Source organism: Vibrio sp. KUL78 (assembly GCF_059725505.1).
In genome coordinates this window covers 492,537-517,367 of the sequence record NZ_AP045837.1, presented here as the reverse complement: position 1 = coordinate 517,367, position 24,831 = coordinate 492,537, and the positions used below count along the sequence as shown (strand labels likewise).

Annotated in this window: 16 protein-coding genes; 10 read left to right on the top strand and 6 right to left on the bottom strand. The window is 48.2% G+C overall.

Annotated elements, in window-relative coordinates:
* Together AC6I8Y_RS02650 and erpA are read right to left on the bottom strand one after the other, a co-directional pair.
* Nucleotides 1-1,107, bottom strand: a complete 1,107-nt coding sequence (locus tag AC6I8Y_RS02650; protein WP_498020730.1) for an efflux RND transporter periplasmic adaptor subunit — start codon at nucleotides 1,105-1,107, stop codon at nucleotides 1-3.
* 282 nt (nucleotides 1,108-1,389) lie between these two features.
* The gene (gene erpA / locus AC6I8Y_RS02645; RefSeq protein ID WP_042475971.1) at nucleotides 1,390-1,731 is read right to left on the bottom strand and encodes an iron-sulfur cluster insertion protein ErpA; all 342 of its coding nucleotides are present in this window, start codon (nucleotides 1,729-1,731) and stop codon (nucleotides 1,390-1,392) included.
* Nucleotides 1,732-2,046: 315 nt separating this feature from the next.
* Between erpA and hemL the strand changes: the two genes are divergently transcribed.
* The 4 genes from hemL to AC6I8Y_RS02625 all read left to right on the top strand — a co-directional run bounded on the left by hemL (nucleotide 2,047) and on the right by AC6I8Y_RS02625 (nucleotide 9,467).
* On the top strand, nucleotides 2,047-3,339 hold the full coding sequence (hemL, locus tag AC6I8Y_RS02640; protein ID WP_128648001.1) for a glutamate-1-semialdehyde 2,1-aminomutase: 1,293 nt from the start codon (nucleotides 2,047-2,049) through the stop codon (nucleotides 3,337-3,339).
* Between the two features lie 342 nt (nucleotides 3,340-3,681).
* The gene (locus AC6I8Y_RS02635; RefSeq protein WP_394153071.1) at nucleotides 3,682-4,755 is read left to right on the top strand and encodes an AI-2E family transporter; all 1,074 of its coding nucleotides are present in this window, start codon (nucleotides 3,682-3,684) and stop codon (nucleotides 4,753-4,755) included.
* A 66-nt stretch (nucleotides 4,756-4,821) separates the two neighbouring features.
* Nucleotides 4,822-5,844, top strand: a complete 1,023-nt coding sequence (gene rsmC / locus AC6I8Y_RS02630) for a 16S rRNA (guanine(1207)-N(2))-methyltransferase RsmC (protein ID WP_394152975.1) — start codon at nucleotides 4,822-4,824, stop codon at nucleotides 5,842-5,844.
* 236 nt (nucleotides 5,845-6,080) lie between these two features.
* Nucleotides 6,081-9,467 (top strand): response regulator, encoded by a 3,387-nt coding sequence (locus AC6I8Y_RS02625; RefSeq protein ID WP_498020729.1) that lies wholly within the window; start codon nucleotides 6,081-6,083, stop codon nucleotides 9,465-9,467.
* 151 nt (nucleotides 9,468-9,618) lie between these two features.
* On the opposite strand, the gene acnB is transcribed toward AC6I8Y_RS02625, so the two are convergent.
* The 4 genes from acnB to hrpB all read right to left on the bottom strand — a co-directional run bounded on the left by acnB (nucleotide 9,619) and on the right by hrpB (nucleotide 19,779).
* Nucleotides 9,619-12,216, bottom strand: coding sequence for a bifunctional aconitate hydratase 2/2-methylisocitrate dehydratase (acnB, locus tag AC6I8Y_RS02620; protein ID WP_252013414.1), 2,598 nt, complete (start codon nucleotides 12,214-12,216; stop codon nucleotides 9,619-9,621).
* 318 nt (nucleotides 12,217-12,534) lie between these two features.
* Nucleotides 12,535-14,853 carry a patatin-like phospholipase family protein gene (locus AC6I8Y_RS02615; RefSeq protein ID WP_498020728.1) on the bottom strand — a complete coding sequence of 773 codons (2,319 nt, stop codon included), beginning with the start codon at nucleotides 14,851-14,853 and terminating at the stop codon, nucleotides 12,535-12,537.
* A gap of 76 nt (nucleotides 14,854-14,929) precedes the next feature.
* A complete protein-coding gene (gene mrcB / locus AC6I8Y_RS02610) occupies nucleotides 14,930-17,320 on the bottom strand; it encodes a penicillin-binding protein 1B (RefSeq protein WP_498020727.1) in 2,391 nt (796 codons plus the stop codon).
* Complete coding sequence (hrpB, locus tag AC6I8Y_RS02605) at nucleotides 17,317-19,779, bottom strand: ATP-dependent helicase HrpB (RefSeq protein ID WP_498020726.1); 2,463 nt, start codon at nucleotides 19,777-19,779, stop codon at nucleotides 17,317-17,319. The genes mrcB and hrpB overlap by 4 nt, the downstream gene beginning before the upstream one ends.
* 56 nt (nucleotides 19,780-19,835) lie before the next feature.
* Between hrpB and sfsA the strand changes: the two genes are divergently transcribed.
* The 6 genes from sfsA to panB all read left to right on the top strand — a co-directional run bounded on the left by sfsA (nucleotide 19,836) and on the right by panB (nucleotide 24,823).
* Complete coding sequence (gene sfsA, locus AC6I8Y_RS02600; protein WP_394152966.1) at nucleotides 19,836-20,552, top strand: DNA/RNA nuclease SfsA; 717 nt, start codon at nucleotides 19,836-19,838, stop codon at nucleotides 20,550-20,552.
* A gap of 125 nt (nucleotides 20,553-20,677) precedes the next feature.
* Complete coding sequence (gene dksA, locus AC6I8Y_RS02595; protein ID WP_042475961.1) at nucleotides 20,678-21,124, top strand: RNA polymerase-binding protein DksA; 447 nt, start codon at nucleotides 20,678-20,680, stop codon at nucleotides 21,122-21,124.
* Between the two features lie 64 nt (nucleotides 21,125-21,188).
* On the top strand, nucleotides 21,189-22,076 hold the full coding sequence (gene gluQRS, locus AC6I8Y_RS02590) for a tRNA glutamyl-Q(34) synthetase GluQRS (RefSeq protein ID WP_498020725.1): 888 nt from the start codon (nucleotides 21,189-21,191) through the stop codon (nucleotides 22,074-22,076).
* A gap of 87 nt (nucleotides 22,077-22,163) precedes the next feature.
* Entirely contained in the window at nucleotides 22,164-23,519 is a 1,356-nt protein-coding gene (gene pcnB / locus AC6I8Y_RS02585; RefSeq protein WP_128647970.1) for a polynucleotide adenylyltransferase PcnB, read from the top strand.
* Complete coding sequence (folK, locus tag AC6I8Y_RS02580; protein ID WP_394152961.1) at nucleotides 23,519-24,004, top strand: 2-amino-4-hydroxy-6-hydroxymethyldihydropteridine diphosphokinase; 486 nt, start codon at nucleotides 23,519-23,521, stop codon at nucleotides 24,002-24,004. Before pcnB ends, folK begins: the two co-directional genes overlap by 1 nt.
* 24 nt (nucleotides 24,005-24,028) lie before the next feature.
* Nucleotides 24,029-24,823: a 3-methyl-2-oxobutanoate hydroxymethyltransferase gene (gene panB, locus AC6I8Y_RS02575; protein WP_234494526.1), complete on the top strand. Its 795-nt coding sequence runs from the start codon at nucleotides 24,029-24,031 to the stop codon at nucleotides 24,821-24,823.
* Nucleotides 24,824-24,831: the final 8 nt, after the last annotated feature.

Sequence of the window (24,831 nt, the reverse complement as noted above, 5' to 3'; positions counted from 1 at the left end):
CTACTGCTGCTCAGCGATTTGATTCGCCTCGTCCACACTAATGGCATCCACTTCATCACCGTGCCTGACAAAACCTTGTCCGAGAACGATGATGTCGCTGGTATCGCCAAGACCGGTGAGCCAAACACCATCTTGCTCAGCTTTAACAAGCTGTATTGGCACAAAATCAACGCGATTGTTCTTGAGGGTTTTCACGCCCAAATTGCCCGTCTCATCAAGCGCAAGCATGGCTGGAGTAATCTTGATCGCCTTTTGCTGGTCAAGTGCCAACTCCACCTCGGCACTCACCCCGGCTGGAATACGCTGATTAGGATTCGGCACAGCGATTTCGATAGGAAAGGTATTGGTCGAGACGGAAGAAACACGCGATATGTAGCGCAAAGTACCCGTCACCTCTTCACCGCCGATAAATCGGATCTTAGAGCTTTGATTAGTACTTAGCTTTTGAATGTGACGCTCACTCACATCCGCTTCAATAACCAAGGTTTCTAAATCAATGAGTGTCGCGACCGGATCCCCAATGCCGACGAAATCACCGAGTTCAATCGATAAGTGATCAACGATACCGGTAAACGGCGCGGTCACCGTGGTGTTTCTTAATGCTAATCGAGCGGCACTGACCATTGCTTTCGCTTCGGTCAGATTTGCTGCTGCGGTTGAGTAGGCAACCTCACCTTGAAGGCCACGGCTCTTTAGCGATTTAGACGCGTTAAATTCTTGTTGTCTAACGTTTAGCATCGCTTGTGCACGCTCAAGCTGAATGTTCAAATCACCCTTGTCTATTTGGGCAATGGCTTGCCCCGCTTTTACACTGTCGCCTTTTTTCACATTAAGATTGATGATTTTTCCCGCAATTTCAGCGCCCAGTTTAGCGGTGCGATCGGGGGCCGTTCGACCGTACAAATCGATCTTCTTTTCTATGTTTTCAGCAGTAAATTCTTGATAGACCACACGGGCTAGCGGAATGGTTTGTTCTTTTTTCTGAGGAGGTGCTTCTTCCGCCTTTAGCACACCGAGACCAAGCCAAATAGACAAAGCGATCACGCAAACCAAAGAGATTAGCCAAGGACGTCTTGATAGAAAGCTGCCACTTTGAGTGGTTGCCATAGTAATTTCCTTATTATTGTATTCCGACACTAACGTTGTTTAGTGAAATCAGTGACTTTGTACGTATAAAGGTCACTGTTGGTTCTAAAAAACAATTAGCAATCAATCGTTAAACGATATCCTACTGTTTAACGCGCTAAGCTGACTACTGTCGCAATTTTAACAAAACGAGAAGCGGTAATTGCAGACGGTTTTGCTACGAGTCTCGCATTTTTTATCCGATTGACGATTTGTAGAGACAAAAAAAGGCGAACCTAAAGTTCGCCTTTCTAACCACACTAATTAGACACTGAAGGATGCACCGCATCCACACGTCGTTGTGGCATTTGGGTTATTCACGAAGAAACGTGACCCCTCAAGACCTTCTGTATAGTCCACAGTGCCACCAACAAGGTATTGTAGACTCATTGGGTCAACGACTAGCGTTACACCACATTTTTCGATGGTAGTATCACCATCGTTAACGCTTTCATCAAACGTGAAACCGTATTGAAAACCACTACAGCCACCACCGGTGATGTAAACACGAAGCTTAAGCTCTGGGTTTTCTTCTTCTGCGATCAGCGCTTGTACGCGCGTTGCCGCGGCATCAGAAAAATTTAATGGAATAGCTACATCACTCACGGGAACCTCTCTTGCTACTCAATCGCAACAGCCTCTCACTAACAGCAATCTAAAGCGAACGCTACTAGCAATAAAACCTTGCGACGACTCAACAGCACTCGATACTTAGTCGAGTATCATTGTCTTTTGTAAAGTTATTGGTTTCGATTATCTAATACCTGAGTGCTTCGTTCAAGTATTAGACAAACTCAAATTAATAGAGATGTACCCAAAACTCGTATCAATATAAGAAAATGTGCTCAAAACACTTCTCGATTCCGCTTGGAGATGTACAATGCTGCACACTTGGTCCGAACAAGCAAAGAGGAACTTTCCATGACCAAATCAGCTGAGCTGTATGAAAAAGCGCAACAGACCATCCCTGGTGGTGTTAACTCTCCGGTTCGTGCCTTTAACGGCGTAGGTGGTTCACCTATCTTCGTTGAACGTGCCGATGGTCCATTGATTTTTGATGCTGATGGTAAAGCGTATATCGACTACGTAGGTTCATGGGGTCCAATGATCCTTGGTCATAACCATGCTGTGATTCGCGATGCGGTTATCGATGCAGCTCAACGTGGCCTTAGCTTCGGTGCCCCAACTGAAATGGAAATCAATATGGCGGAGCTCGTTCGCAAGCTAGTACCTTCAATGGAACAGCTTCGTATGGTGAGCTCGGGTACAGAAGCAACAATGAGTGCTATCCGCCTAGCCCGTGGCTACACAGGTCGCGACAAAATCATGAAGTTTGAAGGTTGTTATCATGGTCACGCTGATAGCCTGTTGGTAAAAGCGGGCTCTGGTGCGTTAACACTTGGTCAACCTAGCTCTCCAGGTGTGCCTGCCGATTTTGCAAAATACACTCTGACAGCTCGCTTCAACGATCTTGAATCAGTAAAAGCGCTGTTTGAAGCAAACAAGGGCGAGATTGCCTGCATCATCGTTGAACCGGTTGCGGGCAACATGAACTGCATCCCACCAGTTGAAGGCTTCCACGAAGGCCTACGTCAGATCTGTGACGAGGAAGGCGCACTGCTTATCTTTGATGAGGTAATGACAGGTTTCCGCGTTGCTCAAGGCGGCGCTCAAGCGTATTACAACATCAAACCGGACCTAACGACGCTTGGTAAAGTAATCGGTGGTGGTATGCCGGTAGGTGCGTTTGGTGGTCGTAAAGAAGTAATGCAACACATTGCGCCAACGGGCCCTGTTTACCAAGCAGGTACACTATCGGGCAACCCAATCGCTATGGCGGCAGGTTACGCTTGTTTGACGCTATTGTCTGAAGAAGGCAATGAAAAGCGTCTGGCTCAAAAGACCAAACAACTTGCTGACGGTTTCAAATCACTGGCAGACAAACACGGCATCCCATTGGTTGTGAACCAGGTGGGCGGCATGTTTGGCTTCTTCTTTACTGAGCAAGAGACTATTACTTGCTACGAAGATGTCGCGAAATGCGATATCGAACGCTTCAAGCGCTTCTTCCACCTAATGTTGGACCATGGTGTTTATCTAGCACCTTCAGCGTTTGAAGCCAGCTTCACCTCATTAGCTCATGGTTCAAAAGAGATCGATGCAACGCTGGAAGCCGCTGACCGCTGCTTCGCTATGCTGGCGCAAGAAGCATAATCTCAAGCTGGATGCTAATTGATTAATGGAAAGGGCTGAACAATTCAGCCCTTTTTTATCCCTGCCAGTTGAGAACCGCCAATAATACCAACAGCCCAATTGTGATTGTAAACCATGGTAAAGGGCGTCTTTTTTTCTTACCCTGTTCACAGTTTTTTTCACCGCTACAACAGCCCATAACCCACTCCTTTCTCGTCAATTCTGACACTATTTTAAATTGATCACTCAAAGATTTACGTCCATTATATGACCAACACTGCGTATGTCTGTCGGCTTTTGTCGAACGCACAACGACATAACGCTAAACACGTCCAGTGAAAAGGAAACTCTGTGAACAACAAAATGAACGTGACGGCCAGCCACTGGGTGCTCGTCGTAGCCCTGCTATTTGCCGCGTTTGCCTGCTATCTTTTGGTGGAGCCTTACATCAACTCCATTGTCATGGCCTTTATCTTGTCACTGTTGATGTTTCCAATCCATGAGTGGATCGAGCGTAAGCTGCCTAAACACAAAAACATCGTTGCCTTGCTCTCCTGTATCGTATTGACCTTTATTATCGTCATGCCGCTCATGCTGGTATTTAGCGCCATCGTTCAACAAGGCTCCGTGTTCTCCCAGAACATGTATCAATGGGTGACTGGCGGAGGCATTCAAGAGGTTATCGCCCACCCTTGGGTTGTGACTGGTCTTGATTTTGTTAACGAGTACCTGCCTTTTGATGCTATCAATCCGCAAGATATTGCTCAGAAAGCCGCTGAGTTTGCGACTTCACTAGGCTCAAATTTAGTCGCGATGAGCGCCAAGATCTTAGGGGACGCGACCAACTTCCTGATGAACTTCTTCTTGATGTTGTTTGTTTTGTTCTTCCTTCTGCGCGATCACGACAAGATCATCGCCGCGATTCGTCATATTTTGCCATTTTCTCGCAGCCAAGAAGATCGCCTACTCAACGAGATCGAAAAAGTGTCAAAGTCTGCGGTTATGGGCTCATTCTTAACCGCGATTGCTCAAGGTGCGGCTGGCGGGTTTGGTATGTGGATGGCCGGTTTCCCAGGTCTGTTCTGGGGTACTATGATGGGCTTTGCATCATTCATTCCGGTCGTAGGTACCGCGCTTATCTGGATCCCGGCGACGGCGTATTTGCTGATTACCGGTGATACCGGTTGGGGGCTATTCTTAGCTATCTGGAGTATCGCCGTCGTCGGCTCTATCGATAATGTGCTGCGCCCACTGCTCATGCAAGGCAGTGCTGGCATGAACACCCTAATGATTTTCTTCTCACTGCTGGGTGGTATCCATCTATTTGGCCTTATCGGTCTGATATACGGCCCGCTTATCTTTGCGATTACCATGGTACTGTTCAACATGTACGAAGAGGAGTTTAAAGAATTCCTCGACGGGCAAGATAGAAGCTAGAGTCTTTTTTCAGGGAGGGGTTTGTGAGAGAATCGCCTCCCTTTTTATTTCGAGAGAAACATCGCCATGGCAAGCTACATCGCACCCAGTCAAATCGCAGAACGACAACTAGAGTATTTTGCAGACAAACGTGTATTGGTCATTGGCGAGATTGAGGACAGCTTTCCGATTGAACTGAGTCGCCACTGCAACAAGGTGACGGTTTTTACCAGCAACTACATCACCTATCGCTCCCTACAATCATCATCAAAAATCCGCACACTATTCGGTGCATCACTGCCTGGTGATATTGATGCAGACATGATCTTGCTATACTGGCCAAAAGCGAAAGCTGAGGCACAAATGCTGCTGCACATGTCGCTGGCTGCGCTCGGCAAAGAGACCGAGATCGTCGTCGTTGGTGAAAATCGCTCTGGGGTAAAAAGCATTGAAAAGATGTTTTCCTCTTATGGCCCTATCAACAAGTACGACTCTGCAAGACGCTGCTCCTTCTATTGGGGTGTATGCCACGAAACGCCAGAAGCGTTTGACCTAAATAGCCAATTTAAGACTTATGATGTCGAACTTAACGGTGTTGAGATAAAGGTCAAAAGCCTACCCGGTGTATTTAGCCATGGTGAATTTGATCACGGCACCCAGTTGCTGCTCAATAACCTACCAGAGCTAAAGGGTAAGGTGCTCGACTTTGGTTGCGGTGCGGGCATTATCGGTGCTTATATGGGAATTAAGAACCCAGACATCAAGCTAAACTTATGTGATATCAATGCCTTTGCTATTGAATCAAGCAAACAAACCCTAAAGGCGAATGGCTTGTCTGGCGAGGTGTTCGCCTCTGACGTCTACTCCGACACAGGCAAGGGCTATGACTTCATCGTCAGTAACCCACCTTTTCATGCGGGCCTAGACACCAGCTACTCAGCAACCGAAACCCTCTTGGCTGACGCACCTAACCAGCTAAATAATCAAGGCCAGCTTTGGATTGTTGCCAACAGTTTCCTAAAGTATCCACCTATCATTGAGCAGCATTTCGGCAACTGTGAAACGGTTGAAAAAAATCGCAAGTTCGCGATTTATCACGCAGCAAAATAAGCACTTTACAGCATATTGTCTTCTACCACTTGGTGACATCTTTTGGATCCAAGTGGTGCGTTAAATACTCGTTTCATCACCACACATCCCCATTTTTCCTACAACCTTAACCACCCATACACATTTTTGTGTGCCTCAACACGCTTTGCCTGTCACTTACTTGCCAACAAAAATTAAGTCGATAAATTGGTTAGGTTAAGAGTATCTTATTGATAATGTGAGAGTGCATAGCCCCTATGTTGAAGTTGCGTCGCAAACAGAAGTTCAAACGGTTGCAAAATACCTTGATGATGGCGTTTTTGGTGTTAAGTATTACGCCGCTGACGATCATCGCTTTGTTCTTTCTAAACGCACACAGCCAAGATCTCCGCGATCAAAGTACCTCTCATCTCGTTTCACTGCGCGACACCAAACAACAACAGCTACTCAACTATTTCCAAGCGCAAGAATCTGAAGCCATGGGGTTTGTTCGCTCTGAGCTTGCCTACGCAAGTGGTGGACGCTTCTATGGCCTGGTCAATGCATTTCAACGTCTTGGTGACGATGTAGAGCAAGCGAGAAAGCATGCCCAGGAGCGCTATATTCAAGGTTCTGGTGATAAGATCAAAACCGCGATTCTCCCAGATTCCAGCAGTTTTGTTGGTAGTGAGCGCTACCGACTGTTGCACAAACGTTATCATCGAGCTTTTATGGAGCACCTAAAGCGTTCCGATTTTGACGACATCATTTTAGTGGACCTGTCAGGTAACGTGACCTACTCGGTATACAAATACGACTACTTTGGTACCAATCTAGAAACCGGTGATTTTTCGACGCAGGTATTAGGCGAGACCTTTAAGCGCCTCAAGTCAGAGGTCAGCAGCAAACGCAAAGAAAATGAAGAGTACACGCCTGTCATTGTCTCGGATTTTGCTCGCTACAATGACAAACAGTACGCTTGGATCGGCGCACCCATCATACAGCAAGGCTATCTTCACAGTTATGCCATGTTCCGCTTGCCGATAAGTGGCATCACCAAACTCGTCACTGACGGCACACCAGCAGACATTGATATTCTTTTAGTTGGTAGCGATCACTCAGCGAAATTACTCGGACTCACGCAAGAAACTATCGCCAACAGTGACCAAGTCATCGCCATGGCGCTATCAGGCATCTCGGATGTCAGCAGCTATCAAAGTACCCTAGGTGAAGATTACTTTGCCGCGTTCACTCCTATTGCGCTGGGCACAACACATTGGGCGTTAGTTGTCGAAACGCCAGAAGCCATTGCGTTTGCCAGCGTAAAACAGCTTGAAACCTTGTTTGTGATCGCCATGCTCACCGCCATCGTTGTGGTAGTTGCTGCCTCGCATTACCTGTCTAACTTCATTACCTCACCACTTCTCAAGCTAACATGGGCAGCGGAGCGTGCCTCTGGTGGCGATCTCGAGCCTTCCATCATTAGCCTAGAGCGCGGTGACGAAATTGGTCGCCTGGCATTGAGCTTTGAGAGAATGAGACGCTCAATTAAAGACAAGATTGAGCTGATTAAGAGTCAAAACCAAGAGCTCGAACAGAGCCTTGCCATCATCAAGAAACAAAATGAGGAGTTGCAGGTTGCTGACAAACTAAAAGATGAGTTCCTAGCCACCACCTCTCATGAACTTCGAACCCCACTGCACGGCATGATAGGCATCGCTGAGGCAATGATCTCTGGCGCGAATGGACCTATCGGGGCGAATCACAAGTACCAGCTAGACATTATCGTCAACAGCGGACAGCGCCTCGCAAGCTTAGTCGACGATCTTCTCGATTATCACAAAATGCGTTATGGCAGCCTGGATATAGAGCGCTCTGCGCTTAGCCTAACCAGTACCACGCAGCTGGTCATCGAGCTTTCTAACCACCTGCTCGGTGATAAAAAAATCCGCATAATCAACCAGGTACTAGAGCCCCTTCCTTATGTATCGGCGGATCCACAACGTTTGGAACAGGTACTGTATAACCTACTCGGCAATGCCATTAAATACACCAACGAGGGTAAGATCGTTCTCTCTGCCACGGCTATGAACGACCACATTCGTGTTCAGGTCGTCGATACAGGTCAAGGCATTCCTGCTCAGCAACTTGAACACATTTTTGAGCCACTCGTTCAAGCTGGGCACGATTCAGGTCACTATCGTCAAGGCGCAGGCCTAGGGCTCTCTATCAGTCGTCAATTAATTGAACTGATGGGCGGCTCACTCTACGTGAGTAGTCAACCGCATGTTGGCACGACTTTTAGCTTCACGCTTCCTCTTGCGACCCAAGAAGAAATTGAAAAACAATCTCAAACAAACAGCGTCAGTCACTTTCAGATCGCCGAATCCACTGAGTTGCAGCTCGAAGAGGAAGAAGTACTGCCAGAGAACCCTGATGGTCCTGTGCTGCTGATCGCCGATGATGAGCCGGTTAACCTTCGAATCCTTGAGAGCTTCTTAAGGCTTGAGGGCTATCAAGTCAGGCTTGCAAAAGACGGCATAGAGGCCTTAGAGCAGATTGAAAAAGAGAAACCAGAGCTACTGCTTCTCGATATCATGATGCCAGGAATGAGTGGTTTTGAAGTGTGTGAAGCCGTGCGAGAGAAATATGACCATGCCGCCCTGCCCGTGATTATGCTGACCGCACTTAACCAACCAGAAGATAGAGTGCGCGGTTTCGAGCTCGGCGCCAATGACTATTTAGCGAAGCCGTTCAGCAAGCCAGAGCTCGCAGCTCGTATCGCGGCGCATCTGCAAGCCAGTAAAGCCGAGGAGCGTCGCGCCGAAAACCAAACCCTTAAGTACGAACTCAAACAGCGAGCATTAGTGGAGGCAAGTCTACTCGAGACACAAGGCCGTTTAATAGAGCAGCTTGATAATGCGCCTGAAGCCATCTTGTGTATTCGCGAAGATTTAAAGGTACAGTTTGCTAACCAAAGCGCGGCTCGATTATTCAAGCGTACCATCGAGCAACTGAAACGAGCCAGCATCGAAGAGTTGATTGCACCTAAATTTATCCACCTCAATCAAGAACATTACTTTGGCGAAATAGACGCCTTCGTCGACGATGTACGTCAGCATATCAATGCCGATGTTCTTACTCTACCGCAAGGTTCAGGTCTGAAGAGTATCTATATCTTCGAGCAGGGACAATCCCTTGATGCAAGCAGAGTTAAGAACCTAGAGACCGCCATCGATGCACTTTCTACTTACGCTATTGAAGGCGATAAAGCCAAACTCAGAGAGCTCAAAGAGCTTGGTGGCGAGTTTACTCGCTTGGCAGATAAGGCTGAAGGCGAAGAAAAATCTCGACCAGAAATCATGCGTGAAGTCCTCGTTGAGACCATGACAAGCTCACTAAGTTACTGGGAAGAGGTGACTGGACAGTCCAAGTTTTCTTTTGCAGAGCAAAGTGGTCTTTGGCGCGTCTATCTTGATAGAAGCACACTGCAAACCAGAACACTCGACAAGTATTTAAGGCTAGAAACCTTGCCGAAGACACCGAGGTGGCGCACGGTACTCAGCTCGGTAGAGTACATTCTAGAGCACTGCCATAAGCAAGGACCCGAGCGAGATTACATCATTAGCCTACGAGACAAGCTGCAGCGATTACTCACCAGCTAGTGAAGCTCTCCATCGGCCTCCTAAGTAGCCTTAGAACAGGCCATAAAGAGTAAAACAGATAATAAAGCATAGAGCAGACAATAAAAAACCACGGTTAGTACCGTGGTTTTTTTGTGCCTAAACAAGGCTCAATGAAGAGCCTCATTGACCGTTATGCAGGCTCTTGGAAAATCACAGTGTCTGCTTTTTCCGTGTACTCAGCCATACGGTGGAAGTTTAGGTAACGGTAAGTATCCGCTGCCGTCGGGTCAATCTGCTTCATGTACTCTAGGTATTCTTCCTTCGTTGGGATCTTACCAAGAATCGCACCCACTGAAGAAAGCTCAGCCGACGCTAGATAGACATTGGCACCAGTACCCAAACGGTTCGGGAAGTTACGTGTCGAAGTCGACATTACCGTCGCTTCGTCCGCTACGCGAGCCTGGTTACCCATACATAGTGAACAGCCCGGAGTTTCAATACGCACCCCAGCACGGCCAAAGATACCGTAGTAGCCTTCTGCTGTGAGCTGGTCACGGTCCATCTTCGTTGGTGGCGCAACCCATAGACGAGTATCAAGCTGACCGTTGTACTTCTCTAGAAGCTTACCAGCGGCACGGAAGTGACCAATGTTCGTCATACATGAACCAATGAATACTTCACTGATTTCAGTACCTTGAACTTCAGATAGTAGACGAGCGTCATCTGGGTCGTTTGGCGCACACAGAATTGGTTCTGTCACGTCAGCCAAGTCGATTTCAATCACGTGAGCGTATTCTGCATCGCCATCAGCTGTCATTAGCTCTGGGTTTGCTAGCCACTCTTCCATGCCAGTGATACGACGCTCAATCGTACGGCGGTCGCCATAGCCTTCAGCAATCATCCACTTAAGCATAGTGATGTTCGAGTTCAGGTACTCAGAGATAGAGTCCTGAGATAGCTTAACGGTACAACCCGCGGCACTACGCTCAGCTGATGCGTCAGAAAGCTCAAATGCTTGCTCAACCGTTAGGTGCTCAACACCTTCAATCTCTAGAATACGACCAGAGAATTCGTTGATCTTACCCGCCTTCTCAACCGTCAACAGGCCTTGCTTGATGCCGTAGTAAGGGATGGCATGAACAAGGTCACGTAGCGTGATACCCGGCTGCATCTCACCTTTAAAGCGAACCAAGATAGACTCAGGCATATCCAGTGGCATAACGCCTGTCGCCGCAGCAAACGCAACTAGGCCAGAGCCTGCAGGGAAAGAGATACCTAGAGGGAAACGCGTATGAGAGTCACCACCTGTACCTACTGTATCTGGCAGTAGCATGCGGTTTAGCCATGAGTGGATAACACCATCACCTGGACGAAGTGATACACCCGCACGGTTCATAATGAAATCAGGCAACGTATGGTGCGTGTTCACATCAACCGGTTTTGGATACGCAGACGTGTGACAGAATGACTGCATGACAAGGTCAGCTGAGAAGCCAAGACACGCAAGGTCTTTAAGCTCATCTCGCGTCATTGGGCCGGTTGTGTCTTGAGAGCCAACCGTTGTCATCTTAGGCTCACAGTATGTGCCCGGACGAATGCCTTCAACGCCACATGCTTTACCCACCATCTTCTGAGCAAGCGTATAGCCTTTACCTGTATCTTCAGCAGCCACAGGAAGACGGAACACCTCAGAAGGAGCAAGGCCTAGAGATTGACGCGCTTTGTCTGTTAGACCGCGGCCGATGATAAGTGGAATACGACCACCAGCACGGACTTCATCAATCAGTACGTCTGTTTTTAGACCGAACTCAGCCAGTGTTTCACCAGTTGCGTGGTCGCAAACTTTGCCTTCGTATGGGTAAACATCAATCACATCACCCATGTTCAGTTTCGTCACGTCAACTTCGATAGGTAGCGCGCCTGCGTCTTCCATTGTGTTGAAGAAGATAGGTGCAATCTTACCGCCAAGTACGTAACCGCCAGCGCGTTTGTTTGGTACGTTAGGGATATCATCACCCATGAACCAAAGCACAGAGTTGGTCGCTGATTTACGAGATGAGCCGGTACCCACAACGTCACCGACATAAACTAGCTGGTGACCTTTCTCTTTCAGCGCTTCGATCTGTTTGATTGGACCAATTGAGCCTGGTTGATCCGGTTCAATACCATCACGAGCGTTCTTAAGCATTGCTAGCGCGTGCACAGGGATATCTGGGCGCGACCAAGCATCTGGTGCTGGAGATAGGTCATCGGTGTTTGTCTCACCCGTTACCTTGAAGACAGTGAGCGTGATCTTTTCTTGAAGCTCAGGTTTCGATAGGAACCATTCCGCTTCAGCCCAAGACGTTAGCACCTGCTTCGCATAAGCATTGCCAGCTTTTGCTTTCTCTTCGACATCGTAGAAGGCATCAAACATGAGCAGTGTGTGTGATAGGGCTTTAACCGCGATAGGGGCGAGCTCTGCATCATCAAGCAATGACACAAGAGATTCGATATTATAACCGCCTTGCATTGTACCCAGCAGTTCAGCTGCTTTTTCACGGCTCACGAGAGGTGATTCCACTTCACCTTTGGTAATGGCCGTCAGAAAGCCGGCTTTAACGTAAGCAGCTTCATCAACACCTGGTGGGATACGATTCTCTAGGAGGTCGAGGATAAACTCTTCTTCACCTTGAGGCGGGTTCTTTAGTAATTCAACAAGTCCTGCAACTTGTTCAGCGTCTAAGGGTCTAGGAACAACTCCTTCGGCAGCACGCTCTTCGACGTGTTTACGGTAGGCTTCAAGCACGACTTTTTTCCTCTCATTGCGGTCCCTCCTTATAATTAGAATTCGGAGTGGACATCCTTGGAAACTTGGCTCTCCCTTGCCATTGGTCGTCTTCAACTAATTGAATCAACAGCGCCAGAGAGGCCAAACTGTGGGGCGAAGGATATCAAATTTAACGTTAAATTAAAATCTTCCCATTTTGACCAACATTGCAAGTTTGAGTAAAAATCAACGATTTCTGACTAAACTAGCAGCGAGTTAGCGTCAAGATGACCCTTCATTTTTAGCATTTATATTCAACATAATCCTGAGTGATGACGAACTCTAGAATCATAAAAATTAGTAAGCAGCACCAATAATCAAGTAGAAGGAGCGCAGTCCTGTCTCAACCTGTCCATAAGAGAGCATGATTGGACCAACAGGTGAGTCAATCCCTGCAAACAGTGAACCAGCCAAGTACAATGGCGCATTAGATAGGTTTCTATCGCCATCCCACACCCCGCCATATTCCGCTGATGCACCCAAATATACCGGTGATTGGAACATGCCAAAGTCGTTATCAAACCAACGATATCGATAGACGACACTGCCAAACACCTTGTTTTGACCAATCAAGCTGTTGCGTGGAATACCCGACATGTTCAAGAAGCCGCCTAACTCTCGAGGACTCACCGGTAACGAGTCATTCTCCGTTTCAATCATACCCGCGTCAAACGAGCCAACAAAGGTATTACGGCCTGTGGTATGAGCATATTTCGTTTGGATGCTAATTTCTTGAGCGTGGTCTGAAAACTCTGATATTCCAGCATTTATGTTTTGTTCGCCACTATCGCGAGAGTGCAGATACTCAAGGTCTACATACCAACCTTTTGTCGGCAAACTAAAGTCATCAAGCGTATCAAGGCGGTAGTTTACAAATAAGCCACGACGGTCAAAATCAAACTTGCCAGCCGATGGTAATGGAGAAACAAAAGACTCCCCTTTAGTGAACCGTGCTCCAACCTTAAATTCTTGCCACAAAGTGGGTTGATAGCCAGCGGCTACCTCTCCTTGCCACTCTCTATAAGTCACTGGAATAAAGTCTGCGTTGCCCTCAAGTGCAGGGGTTACACAGTCCTCTTCCAACTCATCTAGCTGGCACAGCACACTTCTCTTATCACTGTGGTATTTCACACCTGCTAACCAAAAGAAATCTTGATTGAGCATAAACGGAGAATAAAGCTCTGCTTCAACGCGTTTATCAGTGCCGAAGTCGGCATTGACGCGCAACTCTGCACCACGATCATTCAGGTCGGTAAAGTTGGTAGACACACCGATAGAGTAGAAACTGTTGGCGTTAAAGTCCTCTTCTAGGTAGAAACGGAAGTCCATGTAGTTTGGTCCCCAAGACTTCTCTTTGACGTTAACGATTAGGTTGGTTTCCCCTTCCACCTCTTTGTACTGATAGGTAATGAGTTCAAAACGATCCAGCGCATAGAGCTCTTCGATTCGTTGTTCAATTTCGTCGGTTTCCAACTGCTCGCCAGCGGCAAGCCCCAAGCGCGTGGTAATGAGCTCGTCGCTATAATGGCTTTGGTTATTTATCACTATCTTGTCGACGACGTTCTCGTCACCATAAACCAGCTCTCTTCGTGACGCTTGCTTGTCATCAATATAACGTTGATAGTTAGCACCATTGACAGACAAAGCTCTGAGTTGCTGTTCATTTTGATAAGCAGCTTGATAACCCAGCTCATAAGCGTCTGGCATTGAAGAGAAGTCCGTTGTGGCAATCTGACCCACCGTTGGGTGTAAATAGATATCTCCCTCCTCCAGAGCCTGCATCTGCTCTTCAGTACTTCGACGCACTAAATAGTTCGATAGCTGCTCACCTACAGTAAAGAAACTGCTGAAGTCTTCTCGCGTTTTGTAGTCACTGCTGATATCGACGGCAATGATAATATCGGCGCCCATCTCTTTAGCGAGTTCGACCGGCATGTTATTGGTCACGCCACCGTCGACCAAGAGATAGTCACCTAGTTCATAGGGTGGTAACGCGCCAGGGACTGACATACTCGCCATCATGGCATCGACAAGGTAACCGTCGCCCAACACAACAGGCTCTAGTTTTAGAATATCCGTCGCGACGGAGCGGTAAGGAATAGCCAGCTCATCAAAGGATTCAAATGCAGGAAGGTTGCCAGTGGTCTTACGCAAGATACGCAGCATATTTTGGCCTTGCACCACGCCTTTCGGTGCTTCGATAGAGCCAAAGTGTAACCCTAGATCGGTGCGGATTTGGTATCGGTCTTCCGCTTCTTTATCACGAACCCGACGCTGGCTTCGACTCACTCGATCTCGATAGCCATTGTTCCAATCGACTGTGTAAATAAAGCTCTCGATCTCTTCCGCACTCATCCCTGTGGCGTAGAGTCCGCCTACATAAGCACCCATGCTGGTACCCGTGAGGATATCGACGGGGATTTGCATCTCTTCAAGCGCTTTTAAGACGCCAATATGTGCCGCGCCTTTGGCACCACCGCCAGCGAGCACGACACCTATCTTAGGTCTATCCTGAGAGTTCAATGCAGACTCAGTTGAGTCTTGAGCTGCGGCCATTCCACTGCAAGAAAAGGCCACGACGGCTACCAGCCAATGAGTTAGGCGTTTCACATTCATCCCTAAAAGCGCTTTGTTATTATGGTTAATATATCAATATATTAGCCGTTCTCAGAATAATTAACACTAGTCCAATTTACCAATCAAATAGATTTTTGATCCACTGTTTGGGCTGATTATCACAAGAGGCCTTGAGCTGTCCGCCTTCATCCCATACAGGCAATTGGTATTCATTGTGACAATCGAGCTGCAAAGCCCCATCACTCTGCTTAGCGAAGCCGATCATGCTGATATCCTTGGGCCAAGGCAGCACCAGCTTTTCTGGAATACGCGCAGCAAGATAATCGGAGTACACCCGTAGCGCGCCACTCGAACCGGTAAGCTTGGTTGACTTGTTATCATCGCGCCCAACCCAGATCGTCGTCACTTCACGCCCATCGACACCCACAAACCAGCTATCACGCGTGTCATTACTGGTGCCCGTTTTACCCGCAAGGGCAGCCCATGCAAACTGGCTATTAAGGTAGCGGCCAGTCCCTTCTGCAACCCCTTTTTTCATCGCAAAAGTAGTCAGCCAAGCCGCTTGCTGAGGCACCTTCTGTTGCGCTTTTGGTAGCGAGCGATAGATGACATCACCCTCAACCGAAACGACAGAACGTAAGGTGGATAGCTCAGCCTGTCGACCCGAGTTAGACAGCGTTTGGAACATCTGCGCTACTTGGTAAGGCGTCAGCGATAGGGACCCCAAGAACATTGAAGGAACGGGGCGAATTTCATTCGCATCGACACCCAAGCGAACAAGAGTGTCCGATACATTTTTGATGCCCAGCGCCATACCTAAGCGTACTGTCGGTACGTTGAGTGATTTTGCTAACGCTTCGTAAAGCGGTACATCGCCTCGGAACTTACGGTCGTAGTTTCTTGGCTGCCAAACGTTGCCTTTACTTCCTTTTAGGGTGATTGGCGTGTCCTGGAGGGTACTCGCGAGATCATAAGCCTCCGGCTGCTCGAGAGCTGTGAGATAAACAGCGGGTTTGACTAGGGAACCAATCGGCCTGCTGGCATTAAGCGCTCGGTTAAATCCGCTGTAACCCGTACGTTTACCACCCACCATAGCTCGGATTTCACCTGTGTTACGATCAACCGCAACCGCCGCCGCTTCGAGCCCTTTGCCCGATGTCTTTTCAAGCTGCGGGATACGTTTGGCGATGGATTTTTCAAGTTTGTCTTGCGATACGGGATCAAGTGACGTGTATATACGAACGCCTTTCGACGACGTCATCTTGTCACCCACTTTACTGCGCAGTTCACGCTTTAGCTGTTGGAAGTACGCAGGCTGACGACTGGCAATTTGTGGGTTCTTTTGCAAATCAAGATCGCGCGAGGCAGCCATTTCAAACTCACGCCCCGTAAGCATGCCTTGGTCCATCATCAGTCGTAGCACTAGGTCACGACGCTGTTTGGCACGCTCTGGGTGACGAATTGGGTTGTAATAAGATGGTCCTTTGACCATACCCACCAGCATAGCAAGCTGGTCAATACGTAAGTCTTGCAATGGCTGACCAAAATAGAGACGCGAGGCGAGACCAAAGCCATGAATCGCTTCACCGCGACTTTGACCAAGGTACACCTCATTGAGATAGGCTTCTAAGATCCGGTCTTTGCTGTAGCGGTAGTCCAAAATCAGCGCAATCAGCACCTCACGGACCTTACGCCATAATGTACGCTCACTGGTCAAAAATAAGTTCTTGGCTAACTGCTGGGTTAGCGTACTGCCACCTTGAACGGTTCTGCCTGCACGAATATTGGCAAAGAAAGCACGGGCGATTGCCGTCGGTGAAACACCATCGTGCTGATAAAAGTCTCTATCTTCGGTGGCAATTAATGCATCGATCATGACCTCAGGAAACTGATCTCGTCTCAAGAAAAGTCGCTGCTCATCCGCATGTTTCTCGAGCATGCCCAGCATCTTAGGTTCGATACGCAGAAAGCCAAGATCACCCTTTTTCTCTAGTGATTGGATGCGCGTCAGCGTGCCATCATTAAAGTAAAGCATGACATGGCGATCAGGCTCAGGGCCATCAGCAAACTCAAAGGGACGACGAATGAGTTCGACTTTACTGGAAGACGACGAATACTCTCCGGGATGACGCGGCTGAGACACTTTTCGATAACTGAGGACGTCCAACTCATTACGCAGTTGTTGGACTGTGATCTCATCACCCACCGATAGATTGAGCACTCGGGCATAGACTACCGTTGGCAGCTCGAACAGCTCACCCTCGAAGCGCTCTTTCACCACTTGGTCGAGATAGTAAAGCACCGCCCCCATAGCGACGACACCGACTAACGCAAGCTTCCAGCCGATAGAGAACAGACGCTTACCCCAGCCGACCTTACGTTTGCCACGCGTCGATTTACGCTTGGGACGTCGTGTGCTCGTTTTACGTTTGGTCGCTGGCTTAGCCGCGCTCTTTTTAGGCGCTGGTTTCTTTCCCGCTGCTGCTAACTTATTTCTTGTTATCATGAATCTAATTGTCTTTTGGTTTTACTGGTGGCTTGATGATTCATTGGGTCATCTGGCCATGGGTGCTTGGGATAGCGCCCCTTCATTTCTTTCTGTACTTGCTTATAAGCACCTTGCCAAAACGCGGCAAGATCTCGAGTAATTTGCAGTGGTCTTTGTGCTGGAGAAAGCAGCTCCAATACAATGGCTTGCGTCCCTTTTGCTATCGTTGGTGACACTTTTTCACCAAACATCTCTTGAAGCTTCACGGACAATGTTGGCGCCTCACCAACCTGATAGCGGATCTTCTTACGATTTCCGGACGCCACAGTTAGATGTGTCGGTAACCATTCATCGAGTTGCTTCGCTTTCTCCCAGCCGAGTAAGGCTTCTAAGGCGGCGACAGCATCCACTTTTTTTAGCTGCTTGGCATTGGTTACGCCATGCATAAATGGCAGCAACCATTCATCCAGATTCGCCAACAAATCTTTTGAAGACATGGCTGGCCATTCGTCATTCTCTAGCCATAGTGCGGCACATTGCACACGTTGAGTTAGCTCCTCGGCTTTGTCAGTCCAACTCAACACACTCAACCCTTTACGTTGAACGTAACTGAGCAATGCTTGTGAAATATCCGCATCTTCAGGAACTGTGGTTTCTTTACTTTCCACCACGAGAGCCCCGATGCGACGCTGCTCACTGGCGACAACGCGCCCTTTGTTATCGTCCCATTCCACTAGAGTTGCCTCATCGACCATCTCAGGCAACAGAGTATTGATCTGCTCAAAAGTGACCGGAGCCGCTTTGAAGATGGCGCTGCTGCCCTGCCCTGTTCTCATCAAATCCACTGCCACTAGCATGGTTTCATCCGACAAGCGATGCTGTTGATCCACAGAAGCACCGTGACCATTGGCAAGCACATAGAGGCCTGACTGCTTACGAGCTAAGGCTATTCTATCTGGGAATGCCAACGCTGCGACAACGCCAAGTAAAGATTCGTCAACTTCATTAACATTAAAGCGACAAGAAAAGCGTGATGATAAGGTTTTCGCTCGCTGTTTCAGAGCGTTGTTTCGCGGGTGTCTCGCTTGTTGCCAGCGGTGCAAAGATTGGCGAAGGTCGACTTCATTACGCTCTGGCTCTTCAATCAAAGCGCATAATGCAACCGCGCTCTTTAAGGCTTGCTCACCAATGAGATTCGCTTGGAGCAACATACTTGCCATTCGAGGCTCAACGCCTAACTGATAGGCTTCATTGCCAAGCGCTGTGGCTTTCCCCGTGTCATCGATAAGCTTTAGCGCAATCAGTAGCGACTTTGCTTGCTCAAGGTGAGTAAATTTTGGTTCATCGATCCACGCGAGATCACTTGCCTCATGACAACCCCAGCGGATCAATTCGAGCTGAAGCGAAGCGAGATCACTTCGCAATATCTCTGGCGTGCTCTGTTCAGGCTGTGCTTGAAACTGACTTTCACTGTAAAGACGGACACACAACCCCGACTCAGTCCTTCCCGCACGACCCGCTCGCTGAATAGCGGACGATTGAGCGATGCGTCCTTGCTCTAGCTTTGATATTCCGGTCTTTAGATCGAACCAAGCCTGATTTTCTAAACCAGAATCCACCACAAGGCGGATACCTTCAATGGTCAACGAGGTCTCGGCGATGTTGGTCGCGAGTACGACTTTGCGCTCTCCTGCCTTGGCTGGCTGTATCGCAGCCTGCTGCGTTGCAAAGTCTAACTGACCGTAGAGTGGGCAAACTGTGGCATCTAGGTTGGCCTTTTGCAGCAGTTCTTGTACACGTTTTATTGCCCCGACTCCAGGAAGAAACGCCAGCAGGGACCCTGACTCACGAATAAGTAGCCGCTCTATCTGCTTTGCCATAAAGTCGGGCAGATAATCATTTTGCGACATGGGCTGATAATCTATATCGACCGGATACGTGCGTCCCTCAGATTGAATAAACTGAGCGGTTGGCAATACCCGAACAAGGTCATCTGGATCCAGCGTGGCTGACATTACGACGATCTTAAGATCTTCTCGCAGTGCTTCTTGGCTCTCTAGTGCAAAAGCCAATGCCGTATCGGCATGTAAACTGCGCTCATGAAACTCATCAAAAATGATCATATCGATGCCAGTCAGTTCAGGATCATCTTGCAGCATTCGCGTCAATATGCCTTCGGTGACCACTTCAAGCTTGGTACTTACACTCACTTTAGACTCACCACGGACTCGATAACCCACCTGCTTACCGACGGGCTCTCCCAGTTGGGCTGCGACATACATCGCGATGTTTCGCGCCGCTATCCGACGAGGCTCAAGCATAACGATCTTACCAGGGATGATACCTGACTGAACCAACTTGAGGGGAAAGTGTGTCGACTTACCCGCACCTGTGGCCGCTTTTAAGACGATTTGATCCGATGTGCGAATAGCTTCAAAGAGCTCTGGCAACACGTGTTCGATGGGCAACTGTGACAACGCAATGACCTTATGATGTAATGAGGCTCATCATTCTAATAAAAAACGGCCTCAAAATGCACTTCGAACCACCTTTAGAATCGGGGAAGTTAGTTCAGCGCTATAAACGCTTCCTCGCCGATATTACTTTACCTGATAGCAAAGAAATCACGATTCACTGTGCCAATACAGGCGCGATGACAGGCTGTGCGGAGCCTGACTCAACCGTCTGGTACTCCACCTCAGATAATCCCAAACGAAAATACCCCAACAGTTGGGAGCTTACCGAGACCAAAGCTGGGCACACCATTTGTGTGAATACTGCCCGCGCCAACACATTAGTTGTCGAAGCAATACAAAAAAACGTTGTAAAAGAGCTAATTGGTTACCAAACTTTACGAACAGAGGTGAAATACGGTCAAGAAAACAGCAGAGTCGATATTTTATTGCAAGATAGTGATCGCGCAGATTGCTACATCGAAGTAAAAAGTGTCACACTGCTGGACGAAGGCAATACGGGACAAGGGTATTTTCCAGATGCTAAGACCACTCGCGGTCAAAAGCACTTGAGAGAGCTCACAGAAATGGTTCAATCAGGACATCGAGCCGTATTATTTTTCGCTGTTTTGCATTCAGGGATTGAAAAAGTGTCGGCGGCACACCATATAGATGCGAAATATTCACAATTACTTGAGCAAGCAAGACAGGCTGGGGTCGAAGTGATTTGTTATAAGGCGGCTTTTTCTGACAATGAAATGGCGCTGACATCGGCGTTGGATTTCATTCAAAAGTGATGTCACTTCACATAGAGAAGAACTTTAACAAACTTCGTTTGCCACCAGCATTTGTTTTTGCTATAGATACCCGCCTTAAAATTAACTGTTCGCACAGTTGACTAGGTGTAAGTAGGAGATGCTGCATGCCAGAAACTAAGAAAAAAGCGCTAGGCATCCTAGCCATTGCAGGTGTTGATCCATACCAAGAAAAAGCTGGTGAAGAATACATGTCACAAGCTCAGTTGGATCACTTTACAAAAATTTTGAGCGCTTGGCGCAACCAACTTAGGGAAGAAGTTGATCGAACTGTGCACCACATGCAAGACGAAGCAGCTAACTTTCCTGATCCAGTTGATAGAGCTTCTCAAGAAGAAGAATTCAGCTTAGAGCTACGCAACCGTGACCGTGAGCGTCGTTTGATCAAGAAGATTGAAAAGACGCTAAACAAGATTGAAGAAGACGATTTTGGTTTCTGTGAATCTTGTGGTATCGAAATCGGTATCCGTCGCTTAGAAGCCCGTCCTACTGCCGATTTATGTATCGACTGTAAGACACTTGCAGAAATCAAAGAAAGACAGATGCAAGGCTAACAAGCGAGAAAAAGGGAGCAAACGCTCCCTTTTTTTGATCCACCCTTCAGACACGAAAAGCACTATGTATATTGGTCGATTCGCGCCCTCTCCTTCGGGTCCCCTACACTTTGGTTCCTTAATTGCCGCACTGGGTAGCTATTTTCAAGCTCGATCTCAGAATGGTCGATGGCTGGTCAGGATTGAAGATATCGATCCGCCGCGAGAAGTGGAAGGTGCAGCAGAGCTGATATTAAAAACACTGCAAGCCTATCAACTGCATTGGGATGGTGAGGTGCTATACCAAAGTCAGCGCTTGGATGTCTACCAAGAACAAATCGATCACTGGCTAGCCAGTGGACAAGCTTATTTGTGTGAGTGCACGAGAAAACAGATCAAAGCTACGGGTGGCTTTTATCAAGGAACATGTCGTGATAAGCAGCTAAACGCCTCCGACAGTTGTGCCGTTCGCCTTACCATGGACTACCCAGTATCCTCTTTTATCGATGAGAAGCATGGACCGCTGGATATCCCAGAGCAGCTCGCTCAAGAAGATTTCATTATCAAACGTCGAGATGGCTTATTTGCGTACAATCTCGCAGTGGTATTAGATGACATCTACCAAGGGGTCACAGAGGTCGTTCGTGGCGCAGATCTAATTGAGCCAACAGGGCGTCAAATCAGCCTATACAAAACCCTAGGTGTGGAGCCTGTGACCTATCTTCATCTACCGCTCGCGATCGATGACAACGGTAATAAGCTATCAAAACAGAACCACGCAACGGCTATCGATTTGGATAACCCCAAACCGACACTGCTCAATGCGATGCGCTTTCTTGGTTTCGATGTGGAGACTAAAATAGCCACGAAAGAAATCGCCGATATCATCCAATGGGGCGTGGAAAATTGGCGACTATCTCAGCTTCCTAAGCAGCTCAAAATCAAACCGCCATTCTCAAATGACGCTCTCTAGGCTAGAATAAGCGGCAAATTTCATGCGTCAGGCACGAAACAGGGCTAAAAAGCACTCTATTTCGCGAACCTTAATTGCGTTAAAACTATGAATAAAAAAGAAAATTCTCAAAAAGCTCATCATGTATATAGTGACATCTCATTACACGTCCATACACGTGATGAGCACAACATCTCGCGCAAGCAGATCAGCGATAATGCGTTAAAAGTCCTATACCGCTTAAACGGTGCAGGCTATGACGCATATTTAGTTGGCGGTGGCGTGCGCGATCTGCTGCTTGGAGAACAACCTAAAGATTTCGATATAGCCACTAACGCGACGCCAGAGCAAATTAAAAAACTGTTCAGAAACTGTCGACTGATTGGTCGCCGTTTTCGACTCGCTCACATCATGTTTGGGCGTGATATTATCGAGGTTGCTACCTTCCGAGGTCACCACCAAGAGCAGGAAAAAAACGTTTCACAGCAGAGCAAAGAAGGCATGCTGCTGCGCGACAATGTCTATGGCAGCATTGATGAAGACGCAGAACGTCGAGACTTCACCATCAACGCCATGTACTACAACATCGGTGACTACTCGATCCACGATTACGCAGGTGGTGTCGAAGATCTCAATGACCGACTTATTCGTCTCATTGGCGAGCCGGATGTGCGCTACCGCGAAGACCCAGTCCGTATGCTTCGTGCGATTCGTTTCGCAGCTAAGCTGGATTTCGACATTGAAGAAGATACCGCAGCGCCAATCGAAGACTTGGCGCCGCTGCTGCGCGATATTCCTTCTGCGCGTTTGTATGAAGAAGCACTCAAACTGCTTCAATCGGGTTATGGTCTGGAGACCTACCACTTAATGCGCGAGTACAACCTGTTCCAGCAGTTGTTCCCTCTTATCGCTCCTCACTTCACAGAAGACTACTCGTCACAAACCGAGCAAGTTCTTGATCTCGTGTTGGATGCAACCGACGAGCGTATCGAAGAAGGCAAACGCGTTAATCCAGCCTTCATGTTTGCCGCCATGCTGTGGTATCCAATGATGGAAAGTGCCAAAGAGCTAATGTCGCGCGGCCTATCAGAGTACGACGCAATGATGGAAGCGAGCAATATCATACTGGATGAACAGGTGAAATCGACTGCCATTCCGCGCCGCCACACCGCGACTATTCGCGAAATCTGGCAGCTACAGCTGCGTCTTCCACGTCGCTCCGGCAAACGCGCTTACCGCTTGATGGAGCTAAACAAGTTCCGTGCTGGCTTCGATTTCCTTGAAATGCGCGGCGAAATTGAAGGCGGCGAAGTGGCACTGCTGGCAAAATGGTGGGGCACATTCCAATCTGCGGGACGTAATATGCGTCAAGCGATGGTGAATGATATCGGTGGCTCAAGCTCACGCTCTGGTTCGCGTCGCAGACGCACGCCAAAGGCGAAAAACGCCAAGAGTGCTGAATAATGACCATCTGCTACATTGCTATCGGCAGTAACCTGTCCGACCCAGTCTCACAAGCCAAAGTGGCGATTGAGGCACTTAAAACACTTCCTAAGAGCGAGCTTCTGGCTTGCTCTTCACTTTACAGCAGCACTCCGATGGGGCCACAAAACCAGCCTGATTACATCAATGCTGTTGCAAAGATTTCAACCGAATTAACGCCACTGGAACTGCTTGATTGCACCCAAACGATCGAACTGGAACAGGGGCGTGTCCGTAAAGATGAGAGGTGGGGCCCAAGAACCCTAGATCTCGACATCATTCTTTATGGCAATGAGGTGATCGATTCCGAGCGCTTAACCGTTCCTCATTACGGGATGAAACAACGCGAGTTTGTTCTCTATCCGCTTATGGAAATCGCACCAAATTTACAACTCCCTGATGGGACTGAGCTCACTACCCTCATCGATAGTGTTGACCGTAATGGACTCAGAGTTTGGCAATCCTAGCCAATCCCCTAATAAGGATTAAAAATGAAAAAAATCAACATTAACGACCTCGTTAAGTGGAAAAGCGAAGGTCGCAAATTTGCAACTTCAACGGCATACGATGCCAGTTTTGCAGCTTTGTTTGAAAGCCAAGAAATGCCTGTAATTTTGGTCGGCGATTCACTCGGCATGGTACTGCAAGGTCACAACGATACCTTGCCTGTTACTGTCGATGATATCGCTTACCACACGCGCGCTGTGCGCGCAGGCAGCCCGAATTGCCTATTGATGGCTGACATGCCATTCATGAGCTATGCAACACCACAGCAAGCGTGTGAAAGCGCTGCAGCGCTGATGCGCGCAGGTGCCAACATGGTGAAGCTAGAGGGTGGTGACTGGCTAGTTGATACGGTAAGAATGTTAACTGAGCGCGCAGTACCCGTCTGTGCTCACCTGGGTCTTACGCCTCAAAGCGTCAATATCTTCGGTGGCTATAAGGTACAAGGTCGCGATCAGAAAAATGCGGATAAGATGGTTCGTGACGCACTCGCTCTACAAGAAGCAGGCGCACAAATTATCCTTCTTGAATGCGTACCTGCCGAGCTAGCAGCGCGCATCACAGAAGTGCTAGACGTTCCAGTCATCGGTATTGGTGCCGGCAATGGTACCGACGGTCAAATCCTTGTAATGCACGACATGTTTGGCATTTCGGCTAATTACATGCCTAAATTCTCAAAGAACTTTTTGGCAGAAACAGGCGATATGCGCAGCGCCGTTGCTAAATATATCGCGGATGTGGAGAGCGGCGCTTTCCCAGACGACGCTCATACGATTGCCTAGGGGGAATC

Coding starts and splice junctions, on each gene's coding strand:
- AC6I8Y_RS02635 (WP_394153071.1), top strand. CDS start 3,682: ATGAACGTGACGGCCAGCCACTGGGTGCTCGTCGTAGCCCTGCTATTT.
- dksA (WP_042475961.1), top strand. CDS start 20,678: ATGCCAGAAACTAAGAAAAAAGCGCTAGGCATCCTAGCCATTGCAGGT.
- gluQRS (WP_498020725.1), top strand. CDS start 21,189: ATGTATATTGGTCGATTCGCGCCCTCTCCTTCGGGTCCCCTACACTTT.
- rsmC (WP_394152975.1), top strand. CDS start 4,822: ATGGCAAGCTACATCGCACCCAGTCAAATCGCAGAACGACAACTAGAG.
- mrcB (WP_498020727.1), bottom strand. CDS start 17,320: ATGATAACAAGAAATAAGTTAGCAGCAGCGGGAAAGAAACCAGCGCCT.
- AC6I8Y_RS02625 (WP_498020729.1), top strand. CDS start 6,081: ATGTTGAAGTTGCGTCGCAAACAGAAGTTCAAACGGTTGCAAAATACC.
- AC6I8Y_RS02615 (WP_498020728.1), bottom strand. CDS start 14,853: ATGAATGTGAAACGCCTAACTCATTGGCTGGTAGCCGTCGTGGCCTTT.
- folK (WP_394152961.1), top strand. CDS start 23,519: ATGACCATCTGCTACATTGCTATCGGCAGTAACCTGTCCGACCCAGTC.
- panB (WP_234494526.1), top strand. CDS start 24,029: ATGAAAAAAATCAACATTAACGACCTCGTTAAGTGGAAAAGCGAAGGT.
- hemL (WP_128648001.1), top strand. CDS start 2,047: ATGACCAAATCAGCTGAGCTGTATGAAAAAGCGCAACAGACCATCCCT.
- AC6I8Y_RS02650 (WP_498020730.1), bottom strand. CDS start 1,107: ATGGCAACCACTCAAAGTGGCAGCTTTCTATCAAGACGTCCTTGGCTA.
- pcnB (WP_128647970.1), top strand. CDS start 22,164: ATGAATAAAAAAGAAAATTCTCAAAAAGCTCATCATGTATATAGTGAC.
- sfsA (WP_394152966.1), top strand. CDS start 19,836: ATGCACTTCGAACCACCTTTAGAATCGGGGAAGTTAGTTCAGCGCTAT.